21 protein-coding genes are annotated in these 23,451 nt (G+C 69.5%); 10 read left to right on the top strand and 11 right to left on the bottom strand.

The genetic code is table 11. The features are described from left to right. The first annotated feature begins 5 nt into the window (after window positions 1–5). Window positions 6–902: a crotonase/enoyl-CoA hydratase family protein gene (locus AVE30378_RS00725; RefSeq protein WP_129238858.1), complete on the top strand. Its 897-nt coding sequence runs from the start codon at window positions 6–8 to the stop codon at window positions 900–902. 7 nt (window positions 903–909) lie between these two features. Beyond that, a complete protein-coding gene (locus AVE30378_RS00720; RefSeq protein WP_129238857.1) occupies window positions 910–3,198 on the top strand; it encodes an acyl-CoA dehydrogenase family protein in 2,289 nt (762 codons plus the stop codon). 11 nt (window positions 3,199–3,209) lie between these two features. Here AVE30378_RS00720 and AVE30378_RS00715 read toward each other — a convergent pair whose 3' ends face one another. The 4 genes from AVE30378_RS00715 to AVE30378_RS00700 form a co-directional block, all read right to left on the bottom strand. Further along, window positions 3,210–3,821: a response regulator transcription factor gene (locus AVE30378_RS00715; protein WP_129238856.1), complete on the bottom strand. Its 612-nt coding sequence runs from the start codon at window positions 3,819–3,821 to the stop codon at window positions 3,210–3,212. Then, complete coding sequence (locus tag AVE30378_RS00710; RefSeq protein WP_129238855.1) at window positions 3,814–5,277, bottom strand: sensor histidine kinase; 1,464 nt, start codon at window positions 5,275–5,277, stop codon at window positions 3,814–3,816. Before AVE30378_RS00710 ends, AVE30378_RS00715 begins: the two co-directional genes overlap by 8 nt. Window positions 5,278–5,340: 63 nt before the next feature. Continuing rightward, the gene (locus AVE30378_RS00705) at window positions 5,341–6,501 is read right to left on the bottom strand and encodes an HPP family protein (protein WP_244234937.1); all 1,161 of its coding nucleotides are present in this window, start codon (window positions 6,499–6,501) and stop codon (window positions 5,341–5,343) included. A 95-nt stretch (window positions 6,502–6,596) separates the two neighbouring features. Next, complete coding sequence (locus AVE30378_RS00700; RefSeq protein ID WP_129238853.1) at window positions 6,597–7,061, bottom strand: MarR family winged helix-turn-helix transcriptional regulator; 465 nt, start codon at window positions 7,059–7,061, stop codon at window positions 6,597–6,599. Window positions 7,062–7,142: 81 nt separating this feature from the next. Between AVE30378_RS00700 and AVE30378_RS00695 the strand changes: the two genes are divergently transcribed. After that, complete coding sequence (locus AVE30378_RS00695; RefSeq protein ID WP_129238852.1) at window positions 7,143–8,930, top strand: chloride channel protein; 1,788 nt, start codon at window positions 7,143–7,145, stop codon at window positions 8,928–8,930. Here the strand turns inward: AVE30378_RS00695 and AVE30378_RS00690 are convergent. Continuing rightward, window positions 8,897–9,835 (bottom strand): LysR family transcriptional regulator, encoded by a 939-nt coding sequence (locus tag AVE30378_RS00690; protein WP_129238851.1) that lies wholly within the window; start codon window positions 9,833–9,835, stop codon window positions 8,897–8,899. The genes AVE30378_RS00695 and AVE30378_RS00690 overlap by 34 nt on opposite strands. 128 nt (window positions 9,836–9,963) lie before the next feature. Between AVE30378_RS00690 and argC the strand changes: the two genes are divergently transcribed. The 6 genes from argC (at window position 9,964) to AVE30378_RS00660 (ending at window position 14,849) form a co-directional block, all read left to right on the top strand. Further along, window positions 9,964–10,896: an N-acetyl-gamma-glutamyl-phosphate reductase gene (gene argC, locus AVE30378_RS00685; protein ID WP_129238850.1), complete on the top strand. Its 933-nt coding sequence runs from the start codon at window positions 9,964–9,966 to the stop codon at window positions 10,894–10,896. Between the two features lie 169 nt (window positions 10,897–11,065). Beyond that, window positions 11,066–11,857, top strand: coding sequence for an amino acid ABC transporter substrate-binding protein (locus tag AVE30378_RS00680; protein ID WP_129238849.1), 792 nt, complete (start codon window positions 11,066–11,068; stop codon window positions 11,855–11,857). 131 nt (window positions 11,858–11,988) lie between these two features. Then, window positions 11,989–12,642, top strand: a complete 654-nt coding sequence (locus tag AVE30378_RS00675; RefSeq protein ID WP_129238848.1) for an amino acid ABC transporter permease — start codon at window positions 11,989–11,991, stop codon at window positions 12,640–12,642. 25 nt (window positions 12,643–12,667) lie between these two features. After that, window positions 12,668–13,420, top strand: a complete 753-nt coding sequence (locus AVE30378_RS00670) for an amino acid ABC transporter ATP-binding protein (RefSeq protein WP_129239039.1) — start codon at window positions 12,668–12,670, stop codon at window positions 13,418–13,420. Between the two features lie 17 nt (window positions 13,421–13,437). Next, window positions 13,438–14,064, top strand: coding sequence for an ABC transporter ATP-binding protein (locus tag AVE30378_RS00665; protein WP_129238847.1), 627 nt, complete (start codon window positions 13,438–13,440; stop codon window positions 14,062–14,064). Next, the gene (locus AVE30378_RS00660) at window positions 14,055–14,849 is read left to right on the top strand and encodes an ABC transporter permease (protein WP_129238846.1); all 795 of its coding nucleotides are present in this window, start codon (window positions 14,055–14,057) and stop codon (window positions 14,847–14,849) included. Before AVE30378_RS00665 ends, AVE30378_RS00660 begins: the two co-directional genes overlap by 10 nt. A 261-nt stretch (window positions 14,850–15,110) precedes the next feature. Here the strand turns inward: AVE30378_RS00660 and AVE30378_RS00655 are convergent, their stop codons facing one another. Continuing rightward, window positions 15,111–17,339 carry an NADP-dependent isocitrate dehydrogenase gene (locus AVE30378_RS00655; protein ID WP_129238845.1) on the bottom strand — a complete coding sequence of 743 codons (2,229 nt, stop codon included), beginning with the start codon at window positions 17,337–17,339 and terminating at the stop codon, window positions 15,111–15,113. 527 nt (window positions 17,340–17,866) lie between these two features. Here AVE30378_RS00655 and ilvA point away from each other — a divergent pair. Then, the gene (ilvA, locus tag AVE30378_RS00650; protein ID WP_129238844.1) at window positions 17,867–19,462 is read left to right on the top strand and encodes a threonine ammonia-lyase, biosynthetic; all 1,596 of its coding nucleotides are present in this window, start codon (window positions 17,867–17,869) and stop codon (window positions 19,460–19,462) included. Between the two features lie 4 nt (window positions 19,463–19,466). On the opposite strand, the gene AVE30378_RS00645 is transcribed toward ilvA, so the two are convergent. Genes AVE30378_RS00645 through AVE30378_RS00625 form a run of 5 tightly spaced genes read right to left on the bottom strand, consistent with a single transcriptional unit; the run spans window position 19,467 to window position 23,262 of the window. Beyond that, complete coding sequence (locus AVE30378_RS00645; RefSeq protein WP_129238843.1) at window positions 19,467–19,736, bottom strand: hypothetical protein; 270 nt, start codon at window positions 19,734–19,736, stop codon at window positions 19,467–19,469. 45 nt (window positions 19,737–19,781) lie between these two features. Then, window positions 19,782–20,564 (bottom strand): ABC transporter ATP-binding protein, encoded by a 783-nt coding sequence (locus AVE30378_RS00640; protein WP_129238842.1) that lies wholly within the window; start codon window positions 20,562–20,564, stop codon window positions 19,782–19,784. A gap of 2 nt (window positions 20,565–20,566) precedes the next feature. Continuing rightward, window positions 20,567–21,016: an azurin gene (azu, locus tag AVE30378_RS00635; RefSeq protein ID WP_129238841.1), complete on the bottom strand. Its 450-nt coding sequence runs from the start codon at window positions 21,014–21,016 to the stop codon at window positions 20,567–20,569. Between the two features lie 32 nt (window positions 21,017–21,048). Beyond that, on the bottom strand, window positions 21,049–22,131 hold the full coding sequence (locus AVE30378_RS00630) for a FecCD family ABC transporter permease (protein ID WP_129238840.1): 1,083 nt from the start codon (window positions 22,129–22,131) through the stop codon (window positions 21,049–21,051). 6 nt (window positions 22,132–22,137) lie between these two features. Beyond that, on the bottom strand, window positions 22,138–23,262 hold the full coding sequence (locus AVE30378_RS00625) for an ABC transporter substrate-binding protein (RefSeq protein ID WP_129238839.1): 1,125 nt from the start codon (window positions 23,260–23,262) through the stop codon (window positions 22,138–22,140). Window positions 23,263–23,451 lie beyond the last annotated feature (189 nt).

The following is a 23,451-nucleotide window of genomic DNA, read 5'->3' as shown; positions in this document are numbered from 1 at the left end:
CCGCCATGTACCGCTGGATTGAAACCACCCGCTTCCTGGACTACCGGATCGCCGACCGGGTCGCGACCATTACCTTGAACCGTCCGGAGAAGCGCAACGCGCTGTCGAAGGAATTGCTGGCAGAGCTGCGCCAGGCCCTGCTGGAGTCGGACGACAGGACCGACGTGTCCGTCATCGTGATCGAAGGCGCGGGCAAGGATTTCTGCAGCGGCTACGACGTGGCGACCACCTACGCCAACACCGCGAAGACGGCGGTGGACGGGCAATCGGTCTATCGCGACGGCCTGCGCGGCGACATCGACAGCGACGCATGGCGCCTGGAGCGCGGCCAGGAACTGCTGCGCACCATCGTCGACATCCACAAACCGGTGATCGCCAAGGTCCATGGGAATTGCCTGGCGGGCGGATCCGACCTGGCCCTGTACTGCGACATCGTGCTGGCGGCCGAAGACGCCAGGATCGGGTTTCCCGCCATCCGTTCCCTGGGCACCCCGCCCAACATGATGTGGTCCTACCTGGCCGGACCGCAATGGGCCAAGCGCCTGCTGCTGACGGGCGATTGCATCACGGGCGCGGACGCGGCGAAGGTGGGCCTGGTGCTGGACGCGTATCCGGCCGGCGAGCTCGACGCGCAAGTGGCCGAGCTGGCCCGCCGCATCAGCCTGAACGACCTGGGCGTGCTCTCGGCGATCAAGCGCGGCGTGAACCTGTCGCTGGAGCTGGGCGGGGCGGCGACCCTGGCGCGCCTGGCGGCGGAGATCGACTCCCGCGCCCATTCGTCGCACGGTCCCAGGCAGCTTGCCTTCATGTCGGACATCGCCGAATCGGGCCTGAAGACGGCCCTGGCGAACCGGGATGCGCCTTTCGGCGACAGCATCGTGAAGCTCAACCAACTCGCATAGCCGTTCCATGAATCACCTGACTCCCCACATCGACGCTTTCAGCGAAGAAGCCCTGCTGGTGGGCGAGAGCGCGCGAGCGTTCTTCGCTTCGTCCGACATCAAGAGCATCCGGGCGCGCCTGGGGCGGCTCCCGTCCCATCGTCCTCCCGTCTGGCGGCAGATGATCGAGATGGGCTGGACCGGCTGGCGCGCCGACGCCGCCGCGCAGGGCTGCGCCCTGAGCTTCGAGGCCGGGGTGCTGCTGCACGAAGAGATCGGCGCAGCCGCCGCGCCGGAACCGTTGCTGCAGACGGCGGTGCTGGCGGCGGGATTGCTGGGGCGCAGCCCCAGTCCGGCGCACGCGGTCGAAGAACTGCGCCGGCTGGTCCTGGGCGAACGTTGCTGCGCCGTGGCCTGGCAGCCGCCGGCGCGCGGCGCGGGCGCCGCGGAACCGCGAGGCGTGACGGCGCGGCGGCAGGGCGACGGCGTCGTGCTGCGCGGGGCGCTGCATTTCGTGCCGATGGCGGACGCCGAACTGTTCCTCGTCGCCGCGCGATGCGAGCGCGGGCTGGGCATTTACCGGATCCGGCGGGACGCGCCGGGCCTGACGATCGCCGAGGTGGAGCGGATCGACGGAATCGTGTGCGCGGAACTGGCCTTCGCGGACGTGCGGGCGGAGGCCGCCGATACCGTGATCCCGCCCGAACAGGGCGCGGCGGCGCTGGAGGAGGTGCTGGACGAAGGGCGCCTTGCGCTGAGCGCGGAGTTGCTGGGCGCCATGGCCGAGGTGCTGCACCTGACGCTGGACTATATGCGGACGCGCAAGCAGTTCGGCCGCGCCATCTCGGGCTTCCAGGCGCTGCAGCATCGGGCGGCGGACCTGGCCGGGCAGGTGGAGGCGACGCGATCGGCCGTGCAGGCGGCGGCGCGCGTGTTCGACCAGACCGCCGACCCTGTACGCCGGCGCATCGCCGCCAGCCGCGCGAAGGCCAGCGCATCGGCCGGCGCGATCGAGGTGATCACCGCCTGCGTGCAGTTGCACGGCGGCATCGCCTATACGGAAGAATGCGACGTCGGCGTCTACCTGAAGCGCGCCATGGCCTTGGCGGCCTGGCTGGGCGACGCGCGCTTCAACCGCGACCGCGCGGCCGCGCTGGCGGCGCGCGGCGGCGACGAAGGCGCGCACACCGCGCTGCCCGGCTGGCTGGAGGAAATCCGGGCCTGGGTCGATGAGAACCTGCCGCGGGAATACCGCTACCCGGCCAGGCGCATGTCCTGGCGCGAAACGCACGCGTGGCACCAGAAGCTGAACGCCAAGGGCTGGGTGGCGCCCGCCTGGCCCCGCGAGTTCGGCGGCATGGGCCTTACGCCCTACGAAGAAGTGCAACTGCACGACGTCTACGAGACCTTCGGCATCAACACGTTCCAGAACATGGGACTGACCATGCTGGGGCCGCTGTTGCAGCGTTATGGCACGCCTGAGCAGCAGCGGAAATACCTGCCGCGCATCCTCTCGGGCGAGACTTACTGGTGCCAGGGATACTCGGAGCCCGAAGCCGGTTCCGACCTGGCTTCCCTGCGCACTTCCGCCGTGCTGGAGGGCGACGAATTCGTCGTCAACGGCCAGAAGATCTGGACGTCGCTGGCGCACGAGGCGGACATGATGTTCCTGCTGGCCAGGACGGACCCGGCGGCGAAGAAGCAGCAGGGCATCAGTTTCCTGCTGGTGGACATGAAGACGCCGGGCATCGCCGTCAACCCGATCGTCAACCTGACGGGAGCGAAGGATTTCTGCAGCGTTTTCCTCGACAACGTCCGCGTGCCCAGGGAAAACCTCGTGGGCGAGCTGAACCAGGGCTGGACCATGGCCAAATCGGTGCTGGGATCGGAGCGCATCATGATCGGCCACCCGCGCTTCGCGAAGTCGGCCCTGCACATGCTGCGCCAGGTGGGAGCCAGCCGCGGATTGGCCGAAGAACCGGTGTTCCTGCACGTCTACCGCGGGCTGGCCGCCGAGGTCGCGGACCTGGAGGCGCTGTACGTGCGCTACCTGGATGCCCTGCGCAACGGCAGGCAACTGGGGGCGGAGGTGTCGCTGTTGAAGATCCGCAGTTCCGAAACCTGGCAGCGCATCGTCGACGCGCTGCGCGAAACGGCGGGCGAGCAGGGGGCGCTGAACGCGCGGGAATCGGTCGGCGACGGCCTGGGCCTGCATTCGGCGGTGCAATTCCTGCACGCGCGCCCCGCGACCATCTACGGCGGCAGCAACGAAATCCAGCGCAACATCCTGGCCGCGCACCTGCTGAAACTGTCCTGAAGGAAAGGGCGCTAGCCCAGCAGCCCGGCGTACTCCCGGATCAGGCCGGCCAGCGTTTCCGCTTCGAGCTTGGCGAAGACGTTGGCCCGGTAGGTCTCGACCGTGCGGGGCGACAGGTCGAATTCGCGCGCGATCTCCTTGTTGCTCAGCCCCTGCACGATCCGCTCCAGCACCTCGCGCTCGCGCCCGGACAGCTTGTCCAGCCGCGCCGAAGCCGCTTGCGTCACCGCGAGCTTTTCGCGGCTGGCGATGTGGGTGCGCACGGCGGCCTGCACCGCGTCCAGGAACACGTCGTCGTCCACCGGCTTTTGCAGGAACTCCATGGCGCCGCCCTTGAAGGCGCGGCGGCACAGGTCCACGTTGGCGTGGCCGGTCAGCATGACCACCGGCAGGTCGGACTGCTCCGCCAGCCGGCCCAGCACGTCCAGCCCGCTGATGCCGGGCATGCGGATGTCCAGCACCACGCAGCCGATGGCCCGCGGCGTCAATTGCGCCAGGAACGCCAGCGGATCGCCGAAGCCCGCGCTGCGCAGGCCCACGCTGCGCAACAGCAGCGCGAGGCCGTCGCGCACGGCGTCGTCGTCGTCGACCAGGTAGACCAGCGGGGAGTGTTCATCAAGCATGGGAGATTTCCGCGGCGGCTTGCGGGCCGCCCGACAGGGGCAGGCTGACCGTGAAGCAGGCGCCCGAGGGGCTGAGGTTGCGCGCCGACATGCGGCCGTCCATGGAGCCGGCCAGCGTGTCGCACAGCGCCAGCCCCAGGCCCATGCCTTGGGGCCGGGTGGTGTAGAACGGCGCGAACAGGCGCGGGAGCGCTTCCGCCGGGATGCCCGGGCCGGTGTCGCTGACGCTGAACAGGTAGTCCGCGCCGTCGGCCCGGCCCTCGATCGAAATCTGGCGGGGCGCCGCGGCGCCGGCCAGCGCGTCGGCGGCGTTCTGCACCAGGTTGTGCAGGATCTGTTCCAGCGCCACCCGGTCGCCCCGCGGGCGGGCGCCCGGGCTGGCGTTGTGCCAGCCCAGCCGGATGCCCTGCCTGGCGAGTTCGGGTTCGCGCAGGAAGCGCAGGGACGCCACCAGCGCGTCCGGGTCCAGGGCTTCGCGCCGCGCGGGCGGACTGGGCTGCGCCAGCGCCCGCATGCGGTTGATGATGTCGGCGGCGCGCTTGGCCTGTTCGGCGCTGGCCAGGAGCGCGTGGCGCACGGCCGGGCGTTCGTCTTCGTCGTCCAGCAGCCGCTCGGCGGCGCGGGTCTGGGCCAGGATCGCCGTCAAAGGCTGGTTGAGTTCATGGGCGATGCCGGCCGCCATTTCGCCCAGGGTGCCCAGCCGTGCCATGGCGCCCAGCCGCAGTTGTTCCTGCTGCCGGCGGGCTTGCGCAAGCGAACGCTGCCAGGCCGCCGCGCCGGCCACCAGCAAGGCGCTGGCCAGCGCCCAGGCCAGCCACGCCGCCCAGGGCCAGGCGCCGGGCGTCAGCCTGAGTTCGCTGCGCATCGGGAACGGCTGGCTGGCCGCGCCCAGCGGCTTCTGCAAGGCGAGGCTCCAGCCCGGCGCGGCGGTGCCGGACTGCTTGTCCAGCAGGCGCAAGGGGGTGGTCCCGACGGACAGCGTCAGGTTGGCGAGCCCCGGGGGGAAATCGGCCGCGGGGACCAGTTGCCGGGCGTCCAGCAGCAGGCTCCAGCCCGAGGGCGCCACCAGCCAGTAGCGCGCGTCGTCGACGGGCAGGACCACGGGGCGGTCCAGTTGGCGGGCGCGTTCGATGGCGGCCGGCAGGCCCGGCGGCTCCGCCACGCTGCCGCTCCAGGCGCCGCCCGGCAGGTGGCCCAGGCCCAGTAGCTGCGGCATGGCCGGCCGCAGGCTGGGGAACAGGCGTTCGGGCGAGGGGGGATGGGACAAGGCCGCCAGCGTGGCCAGCACGGCTTCGTGCTGCACCGTCTTCTGGCTGAGCATGCGCTGCGCCACGCTGGTGTTCTGCAGGAAGCGTTCGTGCTGGTCCAGGTATTCCTGCCGGCCGATCCAGACGGCGCCGAGACAGAACAGGACCAGCCAGCAAAGAAGGGCGCCTGGGCGCGATAGGGGATTCACGCCTGAAATTATGCCTTGCGGCCGGCGCCGGCAGGAATCCGTAAGGCTACGGAGGGCAGGGGGTCAGGCGGCCAGCTTCCGGGGTTCCGGGCCGTCCGCCTGCGAACTGGCCGACACCGCCATCTGGTACAGCGCGGCCACCAGGTCCGATTGCGTCACCAGCCCCACCAGGTCGCGCGATTCGTCCAGCACCGGCACGCAATGCAGGCTGTCGGACATGGGGCGCGCCAGTTCGATGACGGGCAGCCCGGGCGTGGCGAAGGGCACCTCGCTGCGCATGCAGTCGGCCACCAGCAGGTCCGGCACGCCCGTGGCGTCCGTGGCCACCGTGGCCAGGCGGTTGCGGCGCGCCAGCACGTCGCCCTGGGCGATCATGCCGGCGTAGCGTCCCGCCGAATCCATCACCGGCAGGGCCTGCAGGCGGTGTTTGTCGAACAGGCGCACCGCGTAGTCCAGGGGATCCTGGGCGCGGACGGAGACCACGTCGCGCGACATGACGTCCGCGCAGCGCACGTCGCCGAAGCGGCGCACGCTGGCCCGCAGTTCGGCCGCCAGCACGATCTCCTCCAGGTCTTCCTTGCTGATGTCCAGCAGTTCGCCGCGCTGGTTCAGGGCCTCGTCCAGGTCGCCCAGGCTGAAGCCCAGCCGGGCGCTGGGGGCCGGGTCGCGGGTGCTGTGGCCGGCGGCGGTGTCGGCGTGGCGGCGAGGGTAATTGCGCTTGAGCGCGCCGTTGAAGACCACGGCGATGCACAGCAGGATCAGGGAATTCAGGGCCACCGGCCACAGGGCGAAACCGTAGCCCAGGCTGGCGACGGGCGGTCCGCCCAGCACGGCGGTCAGCGCCACCGCGCCGCTGGGCGGGTGCAGGCAGCGCAGCGAGAACATGGCGCCGATGGCGAGCGCGACCGCGGCGGCCGCGGCCACGCCGGGCAGCGGGATGAACTGGGCGCAGAAGACGCCGATCAGGGCGGAGACGATGTTGCCGGCCATGAGCGACCAGGGCTGGGCCAGGGGGCTGGCGGGGGCGGCGAACAGCAGCACGGCCGAGGCGCCCATCGGGGCGATGAACCAGGGGCTCGCATCGCCCAGCGCGTGCCGGCCCACCCATTCGGTACAGAACAGCCCGAGCAGCGCGCCCAGCGCGCCATACAGCTTTTCGCGCCCGTTGACGCCCACCGGCGCTGGCGCGAACGAACCCAGCCAGCGCTTGATTGCTACATCCAAAACGATCTCCTCGCGAGCTGAAATTATGTCGCGGGGCGATAATTTATCATGTGAACCGTTGCGGTGCAGCATAAGCTTATGCCGCAAAACCACGGTCAGGATCCGCCGGGCTCCTCGCCGATCCGCGCCAGGAGGCGCGTCAGCAGCGGGCGCATGGCGCGCAATTCTTCCAGGTGCGAGGCCGAGAGGTCTTCCAGCATGCGCTCGGCCTTCGCGGTCAGCACCACCTCCACGCGCCGCCCGTCCGCGGGATCGGCTTCGCGGCTGACCAGGTCCAGGCGCGCCAACCTGCCCACCAGTTCGGCGGCGGTGTGGGGGCGGATCAGGAGGCGTTCGGCGATTTCACCCACGTACAGGCCGCGGCGCCCGGGCGCGCCCTGGCGGCAGCCCTTGATGGCCAGCAGGGCCTGGTGCTGTTGCGGCATCAGGTCCAGGCTGGCCGCGGCGCCTTCGCTGAAGACCGCGAAGCGGCGCAGCGCGTAGCGGAAATCGGCCAGCAGTTCGTAGTCCGCGGCGGAGAGGCGGGCAGGGGAAGGAGGCTTCTGTGGAGGCTGTTTCACGCGTTCGATTCTAATATATGTCGTTATACGATATATTGACGTTCCGCAAATTCCTGCGGATTCCTCACTTTTTTTTCGAACATGCCTCCCACTTCCTCTTCCGCCCGGGCCGCGCTGCGCCTGGGCGATTTCACCACCGACAAGCGCGTGGTCCTGCTCATGGGCCTGGCCGTGCCCGTGGGCCTGGCCAGCGTCGTGGCCGCCTGGGTCCTGCTGCGCCTGATCGCGCTATGCACGAACCTGGCCTATCACGGCCAGTTCTCCTTCGCCGACCAGCCCATCGCGACCGGGCACCTGGGGCTGGCGTCCGTCGCCATTCCCGTCGCCGGCTGCCTCATCATCGGCCTGATGGCCCGCTACGGGTCGGAGAAGATCCGCGGGCACGGCATTCCGGAAGCCATGGAAGCCATCCTGATCGGCAAGAGCCGCATCCAGCCCAAGGTCGCGATCCTGAAACCGGTGTCTTCCGCCATATCCATCGGCACGGGCGGCCCGTTCGGCGCGGAAGGCCCCATCATCATGACGGGCGGCGCGATCGGCTCGCTGCTGGCCCAGACCATCCACCTGGACGACGGCGAGCGCAAGACGCTGCTGGTGGCCGGCGCCGCCGCGGGCATGACCGCGATTTTCTCCACGCCCCTGGCGGCGGTGCTGCTGGCGGTGGAACTGCTGCTGTTCGAATGGAAGCCGCGCAGCTTCCTGCCGGTGGCGATGGCCGCGCTGGTGGCGGCGGCGGCGCGCGCCTACGTCCTGGATGCGGGGCCGATCTTCGCATATTCGGGCGCGCTGCCGTTCACGCCGGCGCACCTGCTGGCCTGCGCCGCGGTCGGCGTGCTGGCGGGACTGGGATCGGGCGTGCTGACGTCCATGGTCTACGCGGCCGAGGATCTGTTCGAAAAACTGCCCCTGCACTGGATGTGGTGGCCCGCTTTCGGCGGCCTGGCGATCGGCATCGGCGGCCTGATCGATCCCGCCGCGCTGGGCGTGGGCTACGACAATATCCGCCACCTGCTGGCGGGCGACCTGGCGTTCCAGGCCGTGTTGCTGCTGCTGGTCGTCAAGGTCCTCATCTGGTCGATCGCGCTGGGATCGGGCACCTCGGGCGGCGTGCTTGCGCCGCTGCTGATATTCGGCGGCGCGCTGGGAGCCCTGGCGACCCCATTGCTGCCGCAGGCCGACGCCGGCTTCTGGGCGCTGCTGGGCATGGCCGCGATGATGGGCGGCACCATGCGCGCGCCGCTTACCGCGACCCTGTTCGCGGTGGAGCTGACGGGCGACGTCGGCGCGCTGCTGCCGGTGCTGGCGGCCTGCGTGTTCGCGTATGGTGTCACGGTCCTGCTGCTCAAGCGTTCCATCCTGACGGAGAAGATCGCCCGGCGCGGCCACCATATCAGCCGCGAGTACCGCGTGGACCCGTTCGACCTGTTGCGGGTCCGCGACGTGATGACCGTGCCGGTGCAGACCTTGCCGCAGGCCTGGACCGTGGGACAGGCCATCGAACATTTCACGACCGCGCACCCGGTCCACACCAGCTATCCGGTGCTGGACGGCGAGGGACAGGTGGTGGGCGAGGTCACCCGCGCCGATACCCTGGCCTGGGCGCTGGACGGCGGCCAGCACGGACAGACCCTGGGCGAGGCTCTGCAAGGGCGCGAACTGGTCTACGGCTATCCGGAGGAACTGGCCAGCCAGATCGCGGACCGCATGGCGCTGTCGGGCGCGGGCCGGGTGCCCATCCTCGACCGGGCGAGCGGCCGCCTGGTGGGCATCGTGGGCCGCAAGGACCTGTTCCGGTCGCGCGCCCGCCGGCTGCGCGAAGAAAGCCAGCGCACCGCCTATTTCCGGCGGGCGCCGTCCTCCAAGGGCTGATGGCCGCCCGGCGCCGGCTGCCGGTCGGCGCGCAGTTCCCACAGCACGTCCAGCACGTGCCGGGTGGCCCGCTCCACCTGGCCGGCCCGGTGCGCGATGCCCAGCGGACGCCATAGCGCGGGCCGCAGCGGACGCATGGCGATCCGCGGATCGGGCTGCGGCGCCGTGGCTTCGTGCGGCAGCAGCGTGGCACCGTAGCCCGCGGCCACCAGGCTCTTGATTGCGTCGTTGTAGTTCAACTGGATGCGCGGGCGCGGGTTCAGGCCGGCGGCGGCGAACCATTCCGCCGTCTGGCGCGACAGCCGGGTGCTGGCATCGTTCAGGATCAGCGGCCGTTCGGCCAGCCAGGCGGGGGCGACGCGCGCGGGCGCGCGCCAGCCGGCGGGCAGGAAGGCCATGACCGGGTCGCGCCGCCAAGGCCGCAGAACCAGGCCTTCCAGCGGCGGCTGGGGCAGGGCCACCAGCCCCACGTCCAGCGATCCGTCGGCCAGGCGCAACAGGGTTTCCTGCGAGGTCAGCACGGCGACCTGCACGTCGATCCCCGGATGATTGCGCCCCAGCGTTTCCAGGGCCTGCGGCAGCAGGTGGGCGATGGCGCCGGTGGAGGCGCCCAGCCGCACGCGCCCGGCCAGGCCCTGCACCTGCCGCTGCACGTCGTCGAGCGCCTGGTCGGCTTCGGCCAGCAGGCGGCGCGCGCGTTCCAGCAGCGTCTCGCCGATGGCCGTCGGCCGGACCTGGCCGCGCTTGCGGGTAAGCAGCGGCGCGCCGATGCGTTCCTCCAGGCCCGCCACGTGCAGGCTGACCGTGGGCGGCGCCAGGTGCAGGACGCGGGCGGCCTCGGCGAACGAGCCCAGGTCGGCGATGGCGACCAGGGTGCGGAGCCGGTCCAGGCTGATTTCGCGCATGGGTTCCCTCTGGATCGTTCAGGAAAGCTGAATTGAACGGTCATGATATTCGACTTTTACTATGTGGCGGCGCGGCCGAAGATAGAGGCTGCTTTCATCGCACCCCTCTGATCCAGGAAGACCGCGCCATGACCCACCCCCTTGTTTTCATCGACGGCGACCAAGGCACCACCGGCCTGCAAATCCATGAACGCCTGCACGGCCGGGCCGACTTGCGGCTGCTGACGCTGCCCGAGGCGGAGCGCAAGAACCCGCAACGCCGCGCCGAGGCGATCAACGCCTGCGACGTCGCCATCCTGTGCCTGCCCGACGAGCCCGCGCGCCAGGCGGCGGCCTCCATCGTCAACCCGGCGGTCCGCGTGATCGACGCCAGTTCGGCGCATCGCACGGACGCGGGCTGGGTCTACGGCTTTCCCGAAATGAACGCGCAGCAGGGCCGGCTGATCGCGCAGGCCCGGCGCGTGAGCAACCCGGGCTGCTACCCCACCGGCGCCATCGCCCTCCTGGGGCCGCTGGTCCAGGCAGGCCTGGTGCCGGCCGATTACCCGGTGACGGTGCACGCCGTGTCCGGCTACTCGGGCGGCGGCCGCGCCAGCGTGGACGCGTACGAAGGGCCGGACGGGCCGCAAGGGCCGGCGTTCCAGATCTATGGACTGGGCCTGGCGCACAAGCACACGCCGGAAATCGAAAAGCACGCGGGCCTGACGCAGCGCCCGGTCTTCGTGCCCGCCTACGGCGCATTCCGCCAGGGCATCGTGCTGACGGTGCCGCTGCAACTGCGCCTGCTGCCCGCGGGCGTGGACGCCCGGCGGCTGCACGATTGCCTGCACCGCCACTATGCCGGCGCGGCGCACGTGCAGGTGGCTGCGCCCGAAGACGCGGCCGGGCACGCGCATCTGGATCCGCAGGCCTTGAACGGCACCAACGACCTGCGCCTGGCGGTCTATGGCAACGCGCAGCACGGCCAGGTGCTGCTGACGGCCGTGTTCGACAACCTGGGCAAGGGCGCGTCCGGCGCGGCGGTGCAGAATCTGGACCTGATGCTGGAGGCGATGGGCTGATTGCCGCCGCTTGGGGAAAGAATGCGGACGCCGGGTTGCCGGAGGAGGGGACGGCCCGCCACGGCGCCCGGGCGGCGGTGCCCCTTTCCAAGGAGGCTAAAATACCGGCTCGCGGCTTTTACCGGCCTCCCGGCTTTCTTCATTCCGCGCCTCGAGCGCCCCCATAACGATGAAAAAACTGACTGCACTTCTTCTCGTGTCCGCAACCGCGATGCTCACGGCTTGCGGCCCCGGCGACAACGCGCCCACCGCCGGCGCGCAGGCGCCCGCCGCCGCCAAGAAGGTCGTCGTCGGCCTGGACGACAACTTTCCGCCCATGGGCTTCCGGGATGCAAGCAACCAGATCGTCGGTTTCGACATCGACATGGCCAAGGAAGCCAGCAAGCGCCTGGGCCTGGAAGTCGAATTCAAGCCGATCGACTGGAGCGCCAAGGAAGCCGAGCTGAACGGCAAGCGCGTGGACGTGCTGTGGAACGGCCTGACCATCACCGAAGAGCGCAAGAAGAACATCAGCTTCACGGCCCCGTACATGGCCAACCACCAGATCATCATCGTGGGCAACGCCTCGCCGGTGAAGCTCAAGGCCGATCTGGCCGGCAAGGTGATCGGCGCCCAGGACGGCAGCAGCGCCACGGACGCCATCGCCAAGGACCCGGTGGCCGCGCAGATCAAGGAAGTCAAGAAGTTCGGCGATAACGTCACGGCCCTGATGGACCTGGCCGCCGGCCGGCTGGACGCCATCGTCGTGGACGAAGTGGTGGGCCGTTACCTGATCAGCAAGCGCGCCGGCGAATACCGCGTGCTGGACGAGAACTTCGGCACGGAAGACTACGGCGTCGGCGTGCGCAAGGACGACACCGAACTGCTGGGCAAGCTGGACAAGACGCTGGATTCGATGAAGCAGGACGGCACGGCCGGCCGCATCGCCACCCAGTGGTTCGGCGCCAACATCATCAAGTAAGCGGCAGGAGACGCCCTCGGCCGGCAGGCCGGGGCGCCTGGCCCTGTTTTTCGCGGCCCGCCGCGGCGCCACCGCGCGCCAGGCGGGCCTGCTCATGATTCCCTGTTGCCCTGGCGGCGCGAACCCACTGCATGGACTACGTACTCTCCCTCCTGGGGCCATTGGCGCAAGGCGCGAAAGTCACCTTGACGCTGTTTTTCATCACGCTGGCGCTGGCGGTCCCGCTGGGGCTGGTGCTGGCGCTGGTGCGGATATCCAAATGGAAGCTGCTCAGCCGCCTGGTCAACGGCTACATCTGGCTCATGCGCGGCACGCCGCTGATGCTGCAGATGCTGTTCATCTATTTCGCGCTGCCGTTCGTGCCCGTGGTGGGCGTGCGCCTGCCGGACTTTCCGGCCGCCGTGGTGGCCTTCGCGCTGAACTACGCCGCCTATTTCGCGGAAATCTTCCGCGCCGGCATCCTGTCGGTGGACCGCGGCCAGTACGAGGGCAGCAAGGTGCTGGGCATGACCTACCTGCAGACCCTGCGTCGCATCGTGCTGCCGCAGATGGTGCAGCGCGTGCTGCCGCCCATGAGCAACGAGACCATCACGCTGGTCAAGGACACTTCGCTCATCTACGTGCTGGCGCTCAACGACATCCTGCGCACGGCGCGCGGCATCGTCCAGCGCGACTTCACGACCACGCCGTTCCTGGTCGCCGCCGCCTTCTATCTCCTCATGACGCTGGTCCTGACTTGGTTCTTCCAGCACATGGAAAAGCGCTATGCCAAATATGACCAGTAATCCGCCGCCGTCCGGGCGTCCCGTCATGATCGCGGCGCGCGACATCGTCAAATCCTTCGGTCCGCACCGCGTGCTGGACCGCGTGTCGCTGACCCTGGGGCAGGGCGAGGTGGTGGCGGTGATCGGCCCGTCCGGGTCGGGCAAGAGCACCTTTCTGCGCTGCCTGAACCACCTGGAAACCATCGACGAGGGCAGCATCGAGGTCGAGGGCGAGGCCATGGTCCGCGCGGTTCCCGGCGGCCGCAGCCAGTACGCCGGCGACGCCGACGTGCGCCGCCTCTGCCGCAAGATGGGCATGGTGTTCCAGTCGTTCAACCTGTTCCCGCACATGACCGTGCTGCAGAACGTCATCGAGGCGCCCATCACCGTCAAGGGCATGGCCCGCGCCGAGATCGTTCCCAAGGCGGAAGAGCTGCTGCGCAAGGTCGGCCTGCTGAACAAGCGCGACAACTATCCGGGGCGCCTGTCCGGCGGCCAGAAGCAGCGCGTGGCGATCGCCCGCGCGCTGGCGATGGAGCCCGACATCATGCTGTTCGACGAACCCACGTCCGCGCTGGACCCGGAACTGACCGGCGAAGTCCTGCGCACCATGAAGCAATTGGCCGACGAGAGCATGACCATGCTGGTGGTCACCCACGAAATGGGATTCGCGCGCGAAGTCGCGCATCGCGTGATCTTCATGGACGAGGGCAGAGTCATCGAGGAAGCGCCTTCGGCCGACTTCTTCCGCGAGCCGCGGCAGGCGCGCAGCCGGGAATTCCTGGCGCACATGCTCTGAGCCGGGCCGCCCCGCCAATGCCGGTCTCCCCGTCCGAACACCCGCCGCTGCTCCGCCTGCACGGGCTGTACAGCGCGCGCCTGTCTCCCGTCAGCCTGGATCTCGCCGCTGGCGAATGCGCGGCCGTCATGGGGCCGTCGGGCGCCGGCAAGTCGCTGTTGCTGCGCCAGGTCGCCGACCTGGACCCGGGCCACGGCGAGGCCGAACTGGCCGGCCGGCGCCGTTCCAGCATGCGCGGTTTCGAATGGCGCCGCCAGGTCATGTACTGCCAGGCCGAGGCGGGCTGGTGGGAAGACCACGTGGCGCCGCATTTCGCGGACCGCGCCAAGGCGGCCGCCATCATGGGCCGGCTGGGGCTGGCCGAAGACAAGCTGGACGCGCTGGTGAACGAACTGTCCACCGGGGAGCGCCAGCGCCTGGGGCTGGTGCGCGCGCTGGCGCTCGATCCGCGCGTGCTGCTGCTGGACGAGCCGACGGCCGCGCTGGACCAGGCCGCGACCGGGCGGGTCGAAGCGGAACTGCGGCGCTACCTGGAAGGCGGCGCCGCGATCCTGATGGTCACGCACAGCGCCGAACAGGCCGGGCGGATGGCGCGCCGGTCCTGGCGCATGGAACAAGGCAGGCTGGAGCCGCTATGGACGTGATCGAGCTGCAGCCGCTGGACCTGGCCGTCGCGTCGCTGCTGGTGCTGCTGAGCGCGGGGATTTCCTTCGCGCTGCGCCTGAACATGCAGTGGCAGGTCCTGTGGGCGGCGGTCCGCACGGTGGTGCAGCTATTGCTGGTGGGGCATATCCTGCGCATTGTGTTCGCGCACGCGGCGCCCTGGCTGACCGCGCTGGTCGTCGCGGTGATGATGGCGCTGGCCGCCAGGGAAGTGGCCTCGCGCCCCAAGGCCAGGCTGGCCGCCCGCGGCAACGGCTGGGTCGGGGCGACGGCGGTGGCGGCGACCACGGTGATCACCGTGCTGTTCATCCTGAATACGGCGCTGCGCCCGGATCCCTGGTACGACCCGCGCTATACGATTGCGCTGATCGGCATCGTGCTGGGCAGCGTGCTCAACGCGGCCAGCCTGGCGCTGGACGGCATGCTGTCCGGGGTGCGGCGGGAGAGGCTGGCGATCGAGGCCCGGCTGGCGCTGGGCGCCCCCGCGCGCCAGGCGTTCTCGTCGCTGCTGCGCGAATCCGTGCGGCGCGGCATCGTGCCCAGCATCAACCAGATGTCGGCCGCCGGCATCATCACCTTGCCCGGCATCATGACCGGCCAGATCATCGCCGGCATGGACCCGATAGAGGCCGCGAAGTACCAGATCCTGCTGATGTTCCTGCTGTGCGGCGCGAGCGGCATGGCGGCCATCGGCGCGGCCTACGGCGCCATGCGCCGCCTCACCGACGACCGCGGCCGCCTGCGCCTGGACAAGTTGATGCCGTAGGATGGGTGGAGCGCGAGAGTTCTTAAGGAAGAACTCAGGTATCCAGCGCGCGCAACCCATGCGGCCGTGGGCAGACAGTGCTCGATATCGGCCGGAAAACAGTCTATTGCGGCCGCATGGGTTGCGCGCGCTGGGCAATTGCGTTCTTGGGTCGACGATCTCGCGCTTTACCCATCCTACAAAATGCCCCCCCCCAAACCGCGCAAGCAAAAAAAACCGGCAGCCCGAAAGGCTGCCGGTTTTTCATCGCAACGCCTCCGCTTACGCGATGGCGGCGAGGGCCTGGTTCAGCGTGGCGCTGGGGCGCATGGCCTGGCTGGCGCGGGCTTCGTCCGGCTGGTAGTAGCCGCCGATGTCCACGGGCTTGCCTTGCGCGGCCTTCAGTTCGGCCAGGATGGCGTCTTCGCCGTCGGCCAGGGCGCGGGCGGCGGCGGCGAACTGGGCAGCCAGTTCGCGGTCGTCGGTCTGCGCGGCCAGGGCCTGGGCCCAGTACAGGGCCAGGTAGTAGTGGCTGCCGCGGTTGTCCAGGCCGCCGACCTTGCGCTCGGGCGACTTGTTTTCGTCCAGGAACTTGGCGGTGGCCAGGTCCAGCGTCTTGGCCAGGACCTGCGCGCGGGCGTTGTCATACGCCTTGCCGAGGTGGTCCAGCGAGGCGGCCAGCGCCATGAACTCGCCCAGCGAATCCCAGCGCAGGAAGCCTTCTTCCAGGAACTGCTGCACGTGCTTGGGGGCCGAGCCACCCGCGCCGGTTTCGAACAGGCCGCCGCCGGCCACCAGCGGCACGATCGACAGCATCTTGGCGCTGGTGCCCAGTTCCATGATGGGGAACAGGTCGGTCAGGTAGTCGCGCAGCACGTTGCCGGTCACCGAGATGGTGTCCTGGCCGGCGCGGATGCGCTTGAGCGAGAACTTGGTGGCTTCGACCGGGCTGAGGATGCGCAGGTCCAGGCCGCTGGTGTCGTGGTCGTTCAGGTATTGCTTGACCTTGGCGATGACCTGGGCGTCGTGGGCGCGGTTTTCGTCCAGCCAGAAGACGGCGGGTGTCTTGGAGGCGCGGGCGCGGGCGACGGCCAGCTTGACCCAGTCCTGGACGGCGGCGTCCTTGGTCTGGCACATGCGCCACAGGTCGCCGGCCTCGACGGCCTGCTCCAGCAGCACCTTGCCCGAGGCGTCGGTCACGCGCACGGTGCCGGCGGCCGGGATGACGAAGGTCTTGTTGTGCGAGCCGTATTCCTCGGCGGCCTGGGCCATCAGGCCCACGTTGGGCACGCTGCCCATGGTGACCGGATTGAAGGCGCCGTTGGCCTTGCAGTCCTCGATCACGGCCTGGTAGACGCCGGCGTAGCTGCGGTCGGGGATGACGGCCTTGGCGTCCTGTAGTTTGCCGGCGGCGTCCCACATCTTGCCCGAGTCGCGGATCATGGCGGGCATGGAGGCGTCGACGATCACGTCGCTGGGCACGTGCAGGTTGGTGATGCCGCGGTCGGAGTTGACCATGGCCAGCGCGGGCAGCGTCTTGTAGGCGGCGTCGATGTCGGCGGTGATGGCGGCCTGCTGTTCGGCGGGCAGGCTCTGGATCTTGGCGTACAGGTCGCCGATGCCGTTGTTGGGGTCGAAACCGGCCTGCTTCAGGGCGTCGGCGTGCTTGGCCAGCACGTCCTTGTAGAACACGGACACCACGTGGCCGAAGATGACGGGGTCGGAGACCTTCATCATGGTGGCCTTCAGGTGCACCGAGAACAGCACGCCCTGGGCGCGAGCGTCGTCCACCTGGGCTTGCAGGAAGGACTTCAGCTTGGCGGCAGACATGACGGCGGCGTCGATGATCTCGCCGGCCTTGACCGGGGTCTTGTCCTTGAGGACGGTGGCGGCGCCGTCGGCGGCGACCAGTTCGATCTTCACGTCGCCGGCTTCAGCGATCAGCGCCGACTTCTCGGTGCCGTAGAAGTCGCCTTCGTTCATGTGCGCCACGTGCGACTTGGAGTCGGCGGACCAGGCGCCCATCTTGTGCGGGTGCTTGCGGGCGTAGTTCTTGACGGACAGCGGGGCGCGGCGGTCGGAGTTGCCTTCGCGCAGGACCGGGTTCACGGCGCTGCCCTTGACCTTGTCGTAGCGGGCCTTGACGTCGCGCTCGGTGTCGTTGGCGGGGGCGTCCGGGTAGTCGGGCAGCTTGTAGCCCTGCTGCTGCAGTTCCTTGATGGCGGCCTTCAACTGGGGCATCGAGGCGCTGATGTTGGGCAGCTTGATGATGTTGGCTTCCGGCTGGACGGCCAGGGCGCCGAGTTCGGTCAGGGCATCGCCCAGCTTCTGGCTGTCTTCCAGGTAATCCGGGAACAGGGCGATGATGCGGCCCGCCAGCGAGATGTCGCGGGTCTCGACCGTGATGCCCGCGGGCTTGGCGAAGGCCTGGACGATGGGCAGCAGCGAACGGGTTGCGAGCGCCGGCGCTTCGTCGGTGAGGGTATAGATAATCTTCGGAGTAAGAGACATGATCCTTGAATCTGTTCGGCAGGCGCTAGGCGCAAACCCGAACATGCTATGCGGCGCGAAGCCGGTAGATGTTGTCGAGAGTGGGTTCGTCCGGGCAGGCGCGCTGGCTGCGCCCGTCTGCCCAGCATGGCCGGCGCCCGCCCTTTTTTGTCTGGCCGGCCGGATGCTGGCCTGCCCGTAGGGAAGTGCGACTGCCACGAACCTTCCATTGTAATACCGTGCTACGCGTGGCGCGCGGCAAAACCCGCCGATTTGGCCGCGGCATAAGCATATGCCGAGGCAAAATAAACGGGGACGTATTATTTTGGACAGTTCCGGCCGGGCAAGGCGGGCCGTTTGACAAAGCGCGGCGCTTGGAGGAAGCTACGCCCCATGCATTTCCGCGCCGTCCGCATTTCGCTGATTATTACCATCATTCCTGGAATGGTGGGTTAGCGCGCGACCGCAATTGTCACAGCCACCCGCCCCAAGAGGCGGGTTTTTTGTGGCCGCCTCTGCCGGGCAAGCACACCGAAGCAGAGAGCCAGATGCACCACACCCCGCAAGCCCCGCACTCCACGCAAGCCCAACCGCAGGCCGCCGCATTCCAGGACGGCAAGGCCTCGCCGATGGAATACCTGAGGCAGATCCTGACCGCCCGGATCTACGACATCGCCCGCGAAACCGAGCTGGATCCCGCCCGCGGCCTGTCGGCCAGGCTGGGCAACCCGGTGTTCTTCAAGCGCGAAGACAACCAGCCGGTGTTTTCATTCAAGGTGCGGGGCGCCTACAACAAGATGCGCAATACGCCGCGGGCGGCGCTGGACCGGGGCGTGATCACCGCGTCGGCCGGCAACCACGCGCAGGGCGTGGCCATCTCGGCCGCCAGGATGGGCGTGCGCGCCATCATCGTGGTGCCGCAGACCACGCCGCAGGTCAAGGTGGATGCCGTGAAGGCGCATGGCGGCCCCACCGTCACGGTGGTGCAGGCGGGCGATTCGTATAGCGACGCTTACGCCCACGCCCAGAATCTGGCGCGCGCGCAGGACCTGACCTTCATCCCCGCCTTCGACGATCCCTATGTGATCGCCGGGCAGGGCACGGTGGGCATGGAGATTCTGCGCCAGCACGCCGGCCCCCTGCATGCCGTGTTCGTGCCGATCGGCGGCGGCGGGCTGGCGGCGGGGATCGCCACCTACATCAAGGCGGTGGACCCGGGCGTCAAGGTCATCGGCGTGCAGACGGAGGATTCCAGCGCCATGTCCCTGTCCATGCAGGTGGGAGAGCGCGTCAATCTGCCCGAAGTGGGCCTGTTCTCGGACGGCACGGCCGTCAAGCTGGTGGGCGAGGAAACCTTTCGCCTGTGCCGGGAGTATCTGGACGAGATCATCCTGGTCGATACGGACGCGGTCTGCGCGGCGATCAAGGACGTATTCCTGGATACCCGCAGCGTGCTGGAGCCGGCGGGCGCGCTGGCGGTGGCCGGACTGAAGAAGTACGTCCAGCGCGACGGCGTGCAAGGGTTGCCCATGGTGGCGGTGACCTCGGGCGCGAACATGAACTTCGACCGCCTGCGCTTCGTGGCGGACCGCGCGGAGGTCGGCGAGGCCCGCGAGGCGGTCTTCGCGGTGACGGTGCCCGAAGAGCGCGGCAGCTTCCGCCGCTTCTGCGGTGTGATCGGCCAGCGCAGCGTGACGGAATTCAACTACCGCATCGCCGACGCGCGCACCGCCCACATCTTCGTCAGCGTGCAGATCGCCCGGCGCGGCGACGCCGCGGAGATCATGGCGGCCTTGCAGGAACAGGGGTTCTCGGTCGGGGACCTGACCAACAACGAGCTGTCCAAGCAGCATATCCGCTACATGGTCGGCGGCCGTTCTCCGCTGGCGGGCGGCGAGCGCCTGTTCCGCTTCGAGTTTCCCGAACGGCCGGGCGCGCTGATGAAATTCCTGACCGCAATGGCGCCCAACTGGAATATCAGCCTGTTCCACTACCGCAACCAGGGCGCGGACTTCAGTTCGGCGCTGGTCGGCATCCAGGCGCCGTTGGCCGACAGCGGGGCGCTGGACGCCTTCCTGCGCGAGCTCGGCTACGCGCATTTCGAGGAAACCGCGAACGAGGCGTACCGCCAGTTCCTGGCCTGAGCGCTCAGCCGGGCGCGCAGCCCGGCTTGCGGGGCAAGGCCGTCCCGGGCTGCAGGCGCAGGACGGCGCGGCCGGAGTCCTGCGTCAGCAGCAGGGTGGCGCCGCGGTAGGTGATCGTAGTGCTGCGGGTGGCCTGCCGCTGACCGGTGTTCCAGTCGTTGCGGCTGCCGGCGGCAACCTCGACCACCAGGCCCTGGCTGTCGTAGATGACGGACGCGCACGCGGGCGCGGCAAGCAGGCTGAGAAAGAACGCCAGGTTGCGGCTCCTCGTCATCGGCTGACTTCCAGTGGTGGCTCGAGCGGTGAATATATACCGTCTTCAGGCACCCGCCAGTCCGTCCACGTGCACCTGCGCCTGTCCCTGGGGGCAGCGCTCGACCCGCGCCCGCACGCCGTAGACGCGGCGCAGGGTGTCGGGCGTCACCACGCGGGCGGGCAGGCCCTCGGCCTCGATGGCGCCGCCGTGCAGCAGCAGCGCATGGTCGGCGTGGCGCAGCGCGATATTCAGGTCGTGCAGCACCACCAGCGTGATCAGCCGATGCCGGCGCGTCTGCCGGCGCAGCACGTCCATGACGTGGAACTGGTAGTTCAGGTCCAGCGCCGACAGCGGTTCGTCCAGCAGCAGCAGGCGCGGGCGGCGCACCAGCGCCTGGGCCAGCGAGGCCAGTTGCTTCTGGCCGCCCGACAGTTCGTCCAGATAACGGCTGGCCAGTGCGGCGATGCCCAGGTCGGCGATGGCGGACAGCGCTGCCTGCTGCATGTCGTTCCCCGCCGCGCCGCGGCGCCCCGAACGCGCCGCCACCAGCACGGATTCGAAGACCGTCATGTGCACGCCCCTGGGCAGGGCCTGCGGCATGTACATGGCGCGTTCGGCCCGGCGCGCGGGCGTGGCGCGCGCGAGGTCCTCGCCGTCGAGCAGTAGTTCGCCGCGCGTCGGCGGGTTCAGGCCCGCCAGGGTTTTGAGCAGAGTGGATTTACCGCTGCCGTTGGGGCCGAGCATGGCGGTGACCGCGCCTTCGGCCAGCGGCCCGGCGCTGAGGTTCCGCAGCACCGGCGTGGCGCCGTAGCCGGCGGCAAGCCCGCGTATGTCCAGTTGGGCCATCGTCAGGGTTGCAGCGCCAGCGTGCCGCGCATGTGCTGCGCGTGGGCCGGGAACGAGCAGTAATAGGTATAGGACTGGCCGGCGCGCAGGCGCGCGACCGGGAAGGTCACGCTGGCGGTTTCGCCGCCGCCCAGCATGGGCGTCCTGGCCAGGATGCGGGCGTCGCCGGGGGCCAGGAACTCGTGCTCCGCGCCGGCCTTGATGCCGTCGACCATTACCTGGTCGATGTCCTCGGTCCGGGTCAGCACCCAGTTGTGCCCGGCCTTTTCCTTGCTGTTCCTGCCCGTGTGGATCAGGCGCACGGTGAAGTCCTTGCAGGTGGACGGCACGACGATGCGGTCGGGGCCGAACTGCTTGCCGGGACGGCCTTCGACGTCGATCGAGCAGGGGGCGGCATGGGCGGCGCCGGCCATCAACAGGGCGGCCAGCGTCAGGGGCAGGCGGGATTGCATCGGGGAATCTCCTTTAGGGGAATGCGCGGGCGTCATGCGCGTTTGAGGGCGCGCACGACGATGGTGAGGAAGAAGGGAATGCCGACCAGCGAGGTCACGATGCCGACGGGGATCAGCGCCCCGGGCAGCACGGTCTTGGACGCGACGGAGGCCAGCGACAGAATCAGGGCGCCGGCCAGGGCGCTGCCCGGCAGGTAGTAGCGGTGGTCTTCGCCCAGCAACAGGCGGGCGATGTGGGGGGCGACGAGCCCGACGAAACCGATGGTGCCGACGAACGACACGGCCAGCGCCGCCAGCGCGCTGACGCGCAGCAGGCTGACCAGGCGCAACCGCTTGACGTCGATGCCGAAGCTGGCGGCGCGCTCTTCGCCCAGGCGCACGGCGGTCAGCTTCCAGGCGTCGCGCAAGGAAAACGGAAGCGCCAGCGCGACGGCCGCGGCCATGACGGACACGGTGGTCCAGTTGGCGCGGGCCAGGCTGCCCATTGTCCAGAACACGATGCCCTGCAAGGCCTCCTCGCTGGCCATGAACTGCAGCAGCATCACCAGCGCCTGGAAGGAATACACCAGCGCGATGCCGAACAGCACCACGCCCAGCGTCGAGCCGCCGCGCCAGCGCGCCACGCGCTCGAGGACCAGCACGGATACCAGCGTGCAGGCGAAGGCGGACAGCGATACCGCCATGCCCGGCGGCAGCGCGGGCAAGTGCCAGTCCAGCGTGATCGCCAGCGACGCGCCGAAGGCGGCCGCGGCCGACACGCCCAGCGTATAGGGGCTGGCCAGCGGGTTGTCCAGCATGGTCTGCATCTCGGCGCCGCCCAGGCCCAGCGCCACGCCCACCAGCAGCGCCATCAGCGCGTAGGGCAGGCGGAACTGCCAGACGATGACGCGCGCGCCGGGGCTGGCCGCGTCGGGATGCAGCAGCGTGCCCAGCAGTTCGCCGGGCGTCAGCGAGGCCGGGCCGCTGCCGATGTCGGCCAGGAGGCTGGCGGCGATGGCCAGGGCCAGCGCGGCGCCCAGCAGCAGGCGCTTGCGGACCGCGCGCCGGTAGGCGGCGATGGGATCGTCGGGGTGGGCGGGCGCGCGGGGGGCGGCGGACGTGGCGATGGCTGGCATGGCGGCCTACTTCCCGCCGGCCGGCGCGGTCCAGTACGCGCCCGCGCTGTCCACGTCCAGGAACTGGCGGTACAAGGCGTCCAGCGTGGCCTGCGGATCGAGCTCCGCGGCGCGTTCCGGATAGAACCATTGCGCCATCGCCTCGATCGCGGCCACGTTGTAGGGCGAGTTGTAGAAGGCGTGCCAGATGCCGTAGGCGCGATGCCGCCTGACGGCATCCAGGTCGCGGATACCGTCGCGCGCGAGCAGGGTGGACAGGCTGTCGGCCGACACCTGGGGCGCGGCGCCGGGGCCGGCGAGCAGGCCGGGCCGGCCGGGTTCGGAGCGGCTGCCGGTGGCGATGTAGACATCGGGCCTGGCGTCCAGCAGGAACTCCAGGCTGACGTCGCCGATGGCGCCGGGCAGCACGGGCGCGGCCGCGTTGATGCCGCCGGCCGCTTCCAGCAGATCGCCGAAGCTGCCGTTGCCGGTGGTGTGGCAGCAGGCCGGCCATACGCCCGCCAGCATCTCCACGAAAACGCGCGGGCGCTGCGATTGCGGCACCGGTTCCACGATGCTGCGCACGCGGGCCAGGTGTTCTTCGTAGAACGAGATATAGGCCTCGGCCTGCGCCTGCCGGTCCAGGGCCTGCCCCAGGATGCGCATGCTGGGAACGGTGTTCTGTACGGGGTGCTGGCGGAAATCGACGAACACGATGGGGATGCCGGCTTCCTGCAACGCCGGGATCATGGGGTTGCCGCGTCCCGGGCCATGGCCGCCCAGGCCGAACACCGCGACGTCGGGCTGGAGCGACACGATCTTCTCGGGGCTGACGCTGGCCTCCGAGGCCTTGCCGATCAGCGGCACGTCGGCCGCCTTGGGATAGCGCCGGACCAACTGGGACCAGGAATAGGGGTCCTGCTGCTTCAGTTCGCCCTGCCAGCCGACCACGCGGCCCACGGGATCCTGGCGGTCCAGCAGCGCCATCGCGAAGACGTAGCGGCCTTCGCCCAGCAGCACGCGCCGCGGGTGGTCGGGCACCGTGACGACCCGGCCGGCCAGGTCGGTGACCTGGCGCGCCTGGACGCCCGGCAAGGCGCAAAGCAGGGCGGCGGCGGCGAGCGCCGCGCGGAGGAGATTGATCGTACTCATCGGAAATCCTGGATTTCGCCGTTGCCCGCGGGCTTGCGGTTAACGCGAACCATTCCTATCGACACGCAGTGTCTGCCAAGCCGTCTCAAGAAAGCGTTAAGACGTTCGGGGGTGTGGCGTCCGGGCCGCAATCGGGAGCGGAAGGTTGAGCCGCCCCTACAATATGAGACTGATTTCCATTCTCTGTCT

Origin of the sequence: Achromobacter veterisilvae (genome assembly GCF_900496975.1) — a bacterium.
GTDB classification, from domain to species: Bacteria; Pseudomonadota; Gammaproteobacteria; order Burkholderiales; family Burkholderiaceae_B; genus Achromobacter; species Achromobacter veterisilvae.
Note: the sequence above shows the minus strand (reverse complement) of the source record. Positions and strands in the feature narration are given on the sequence as shown.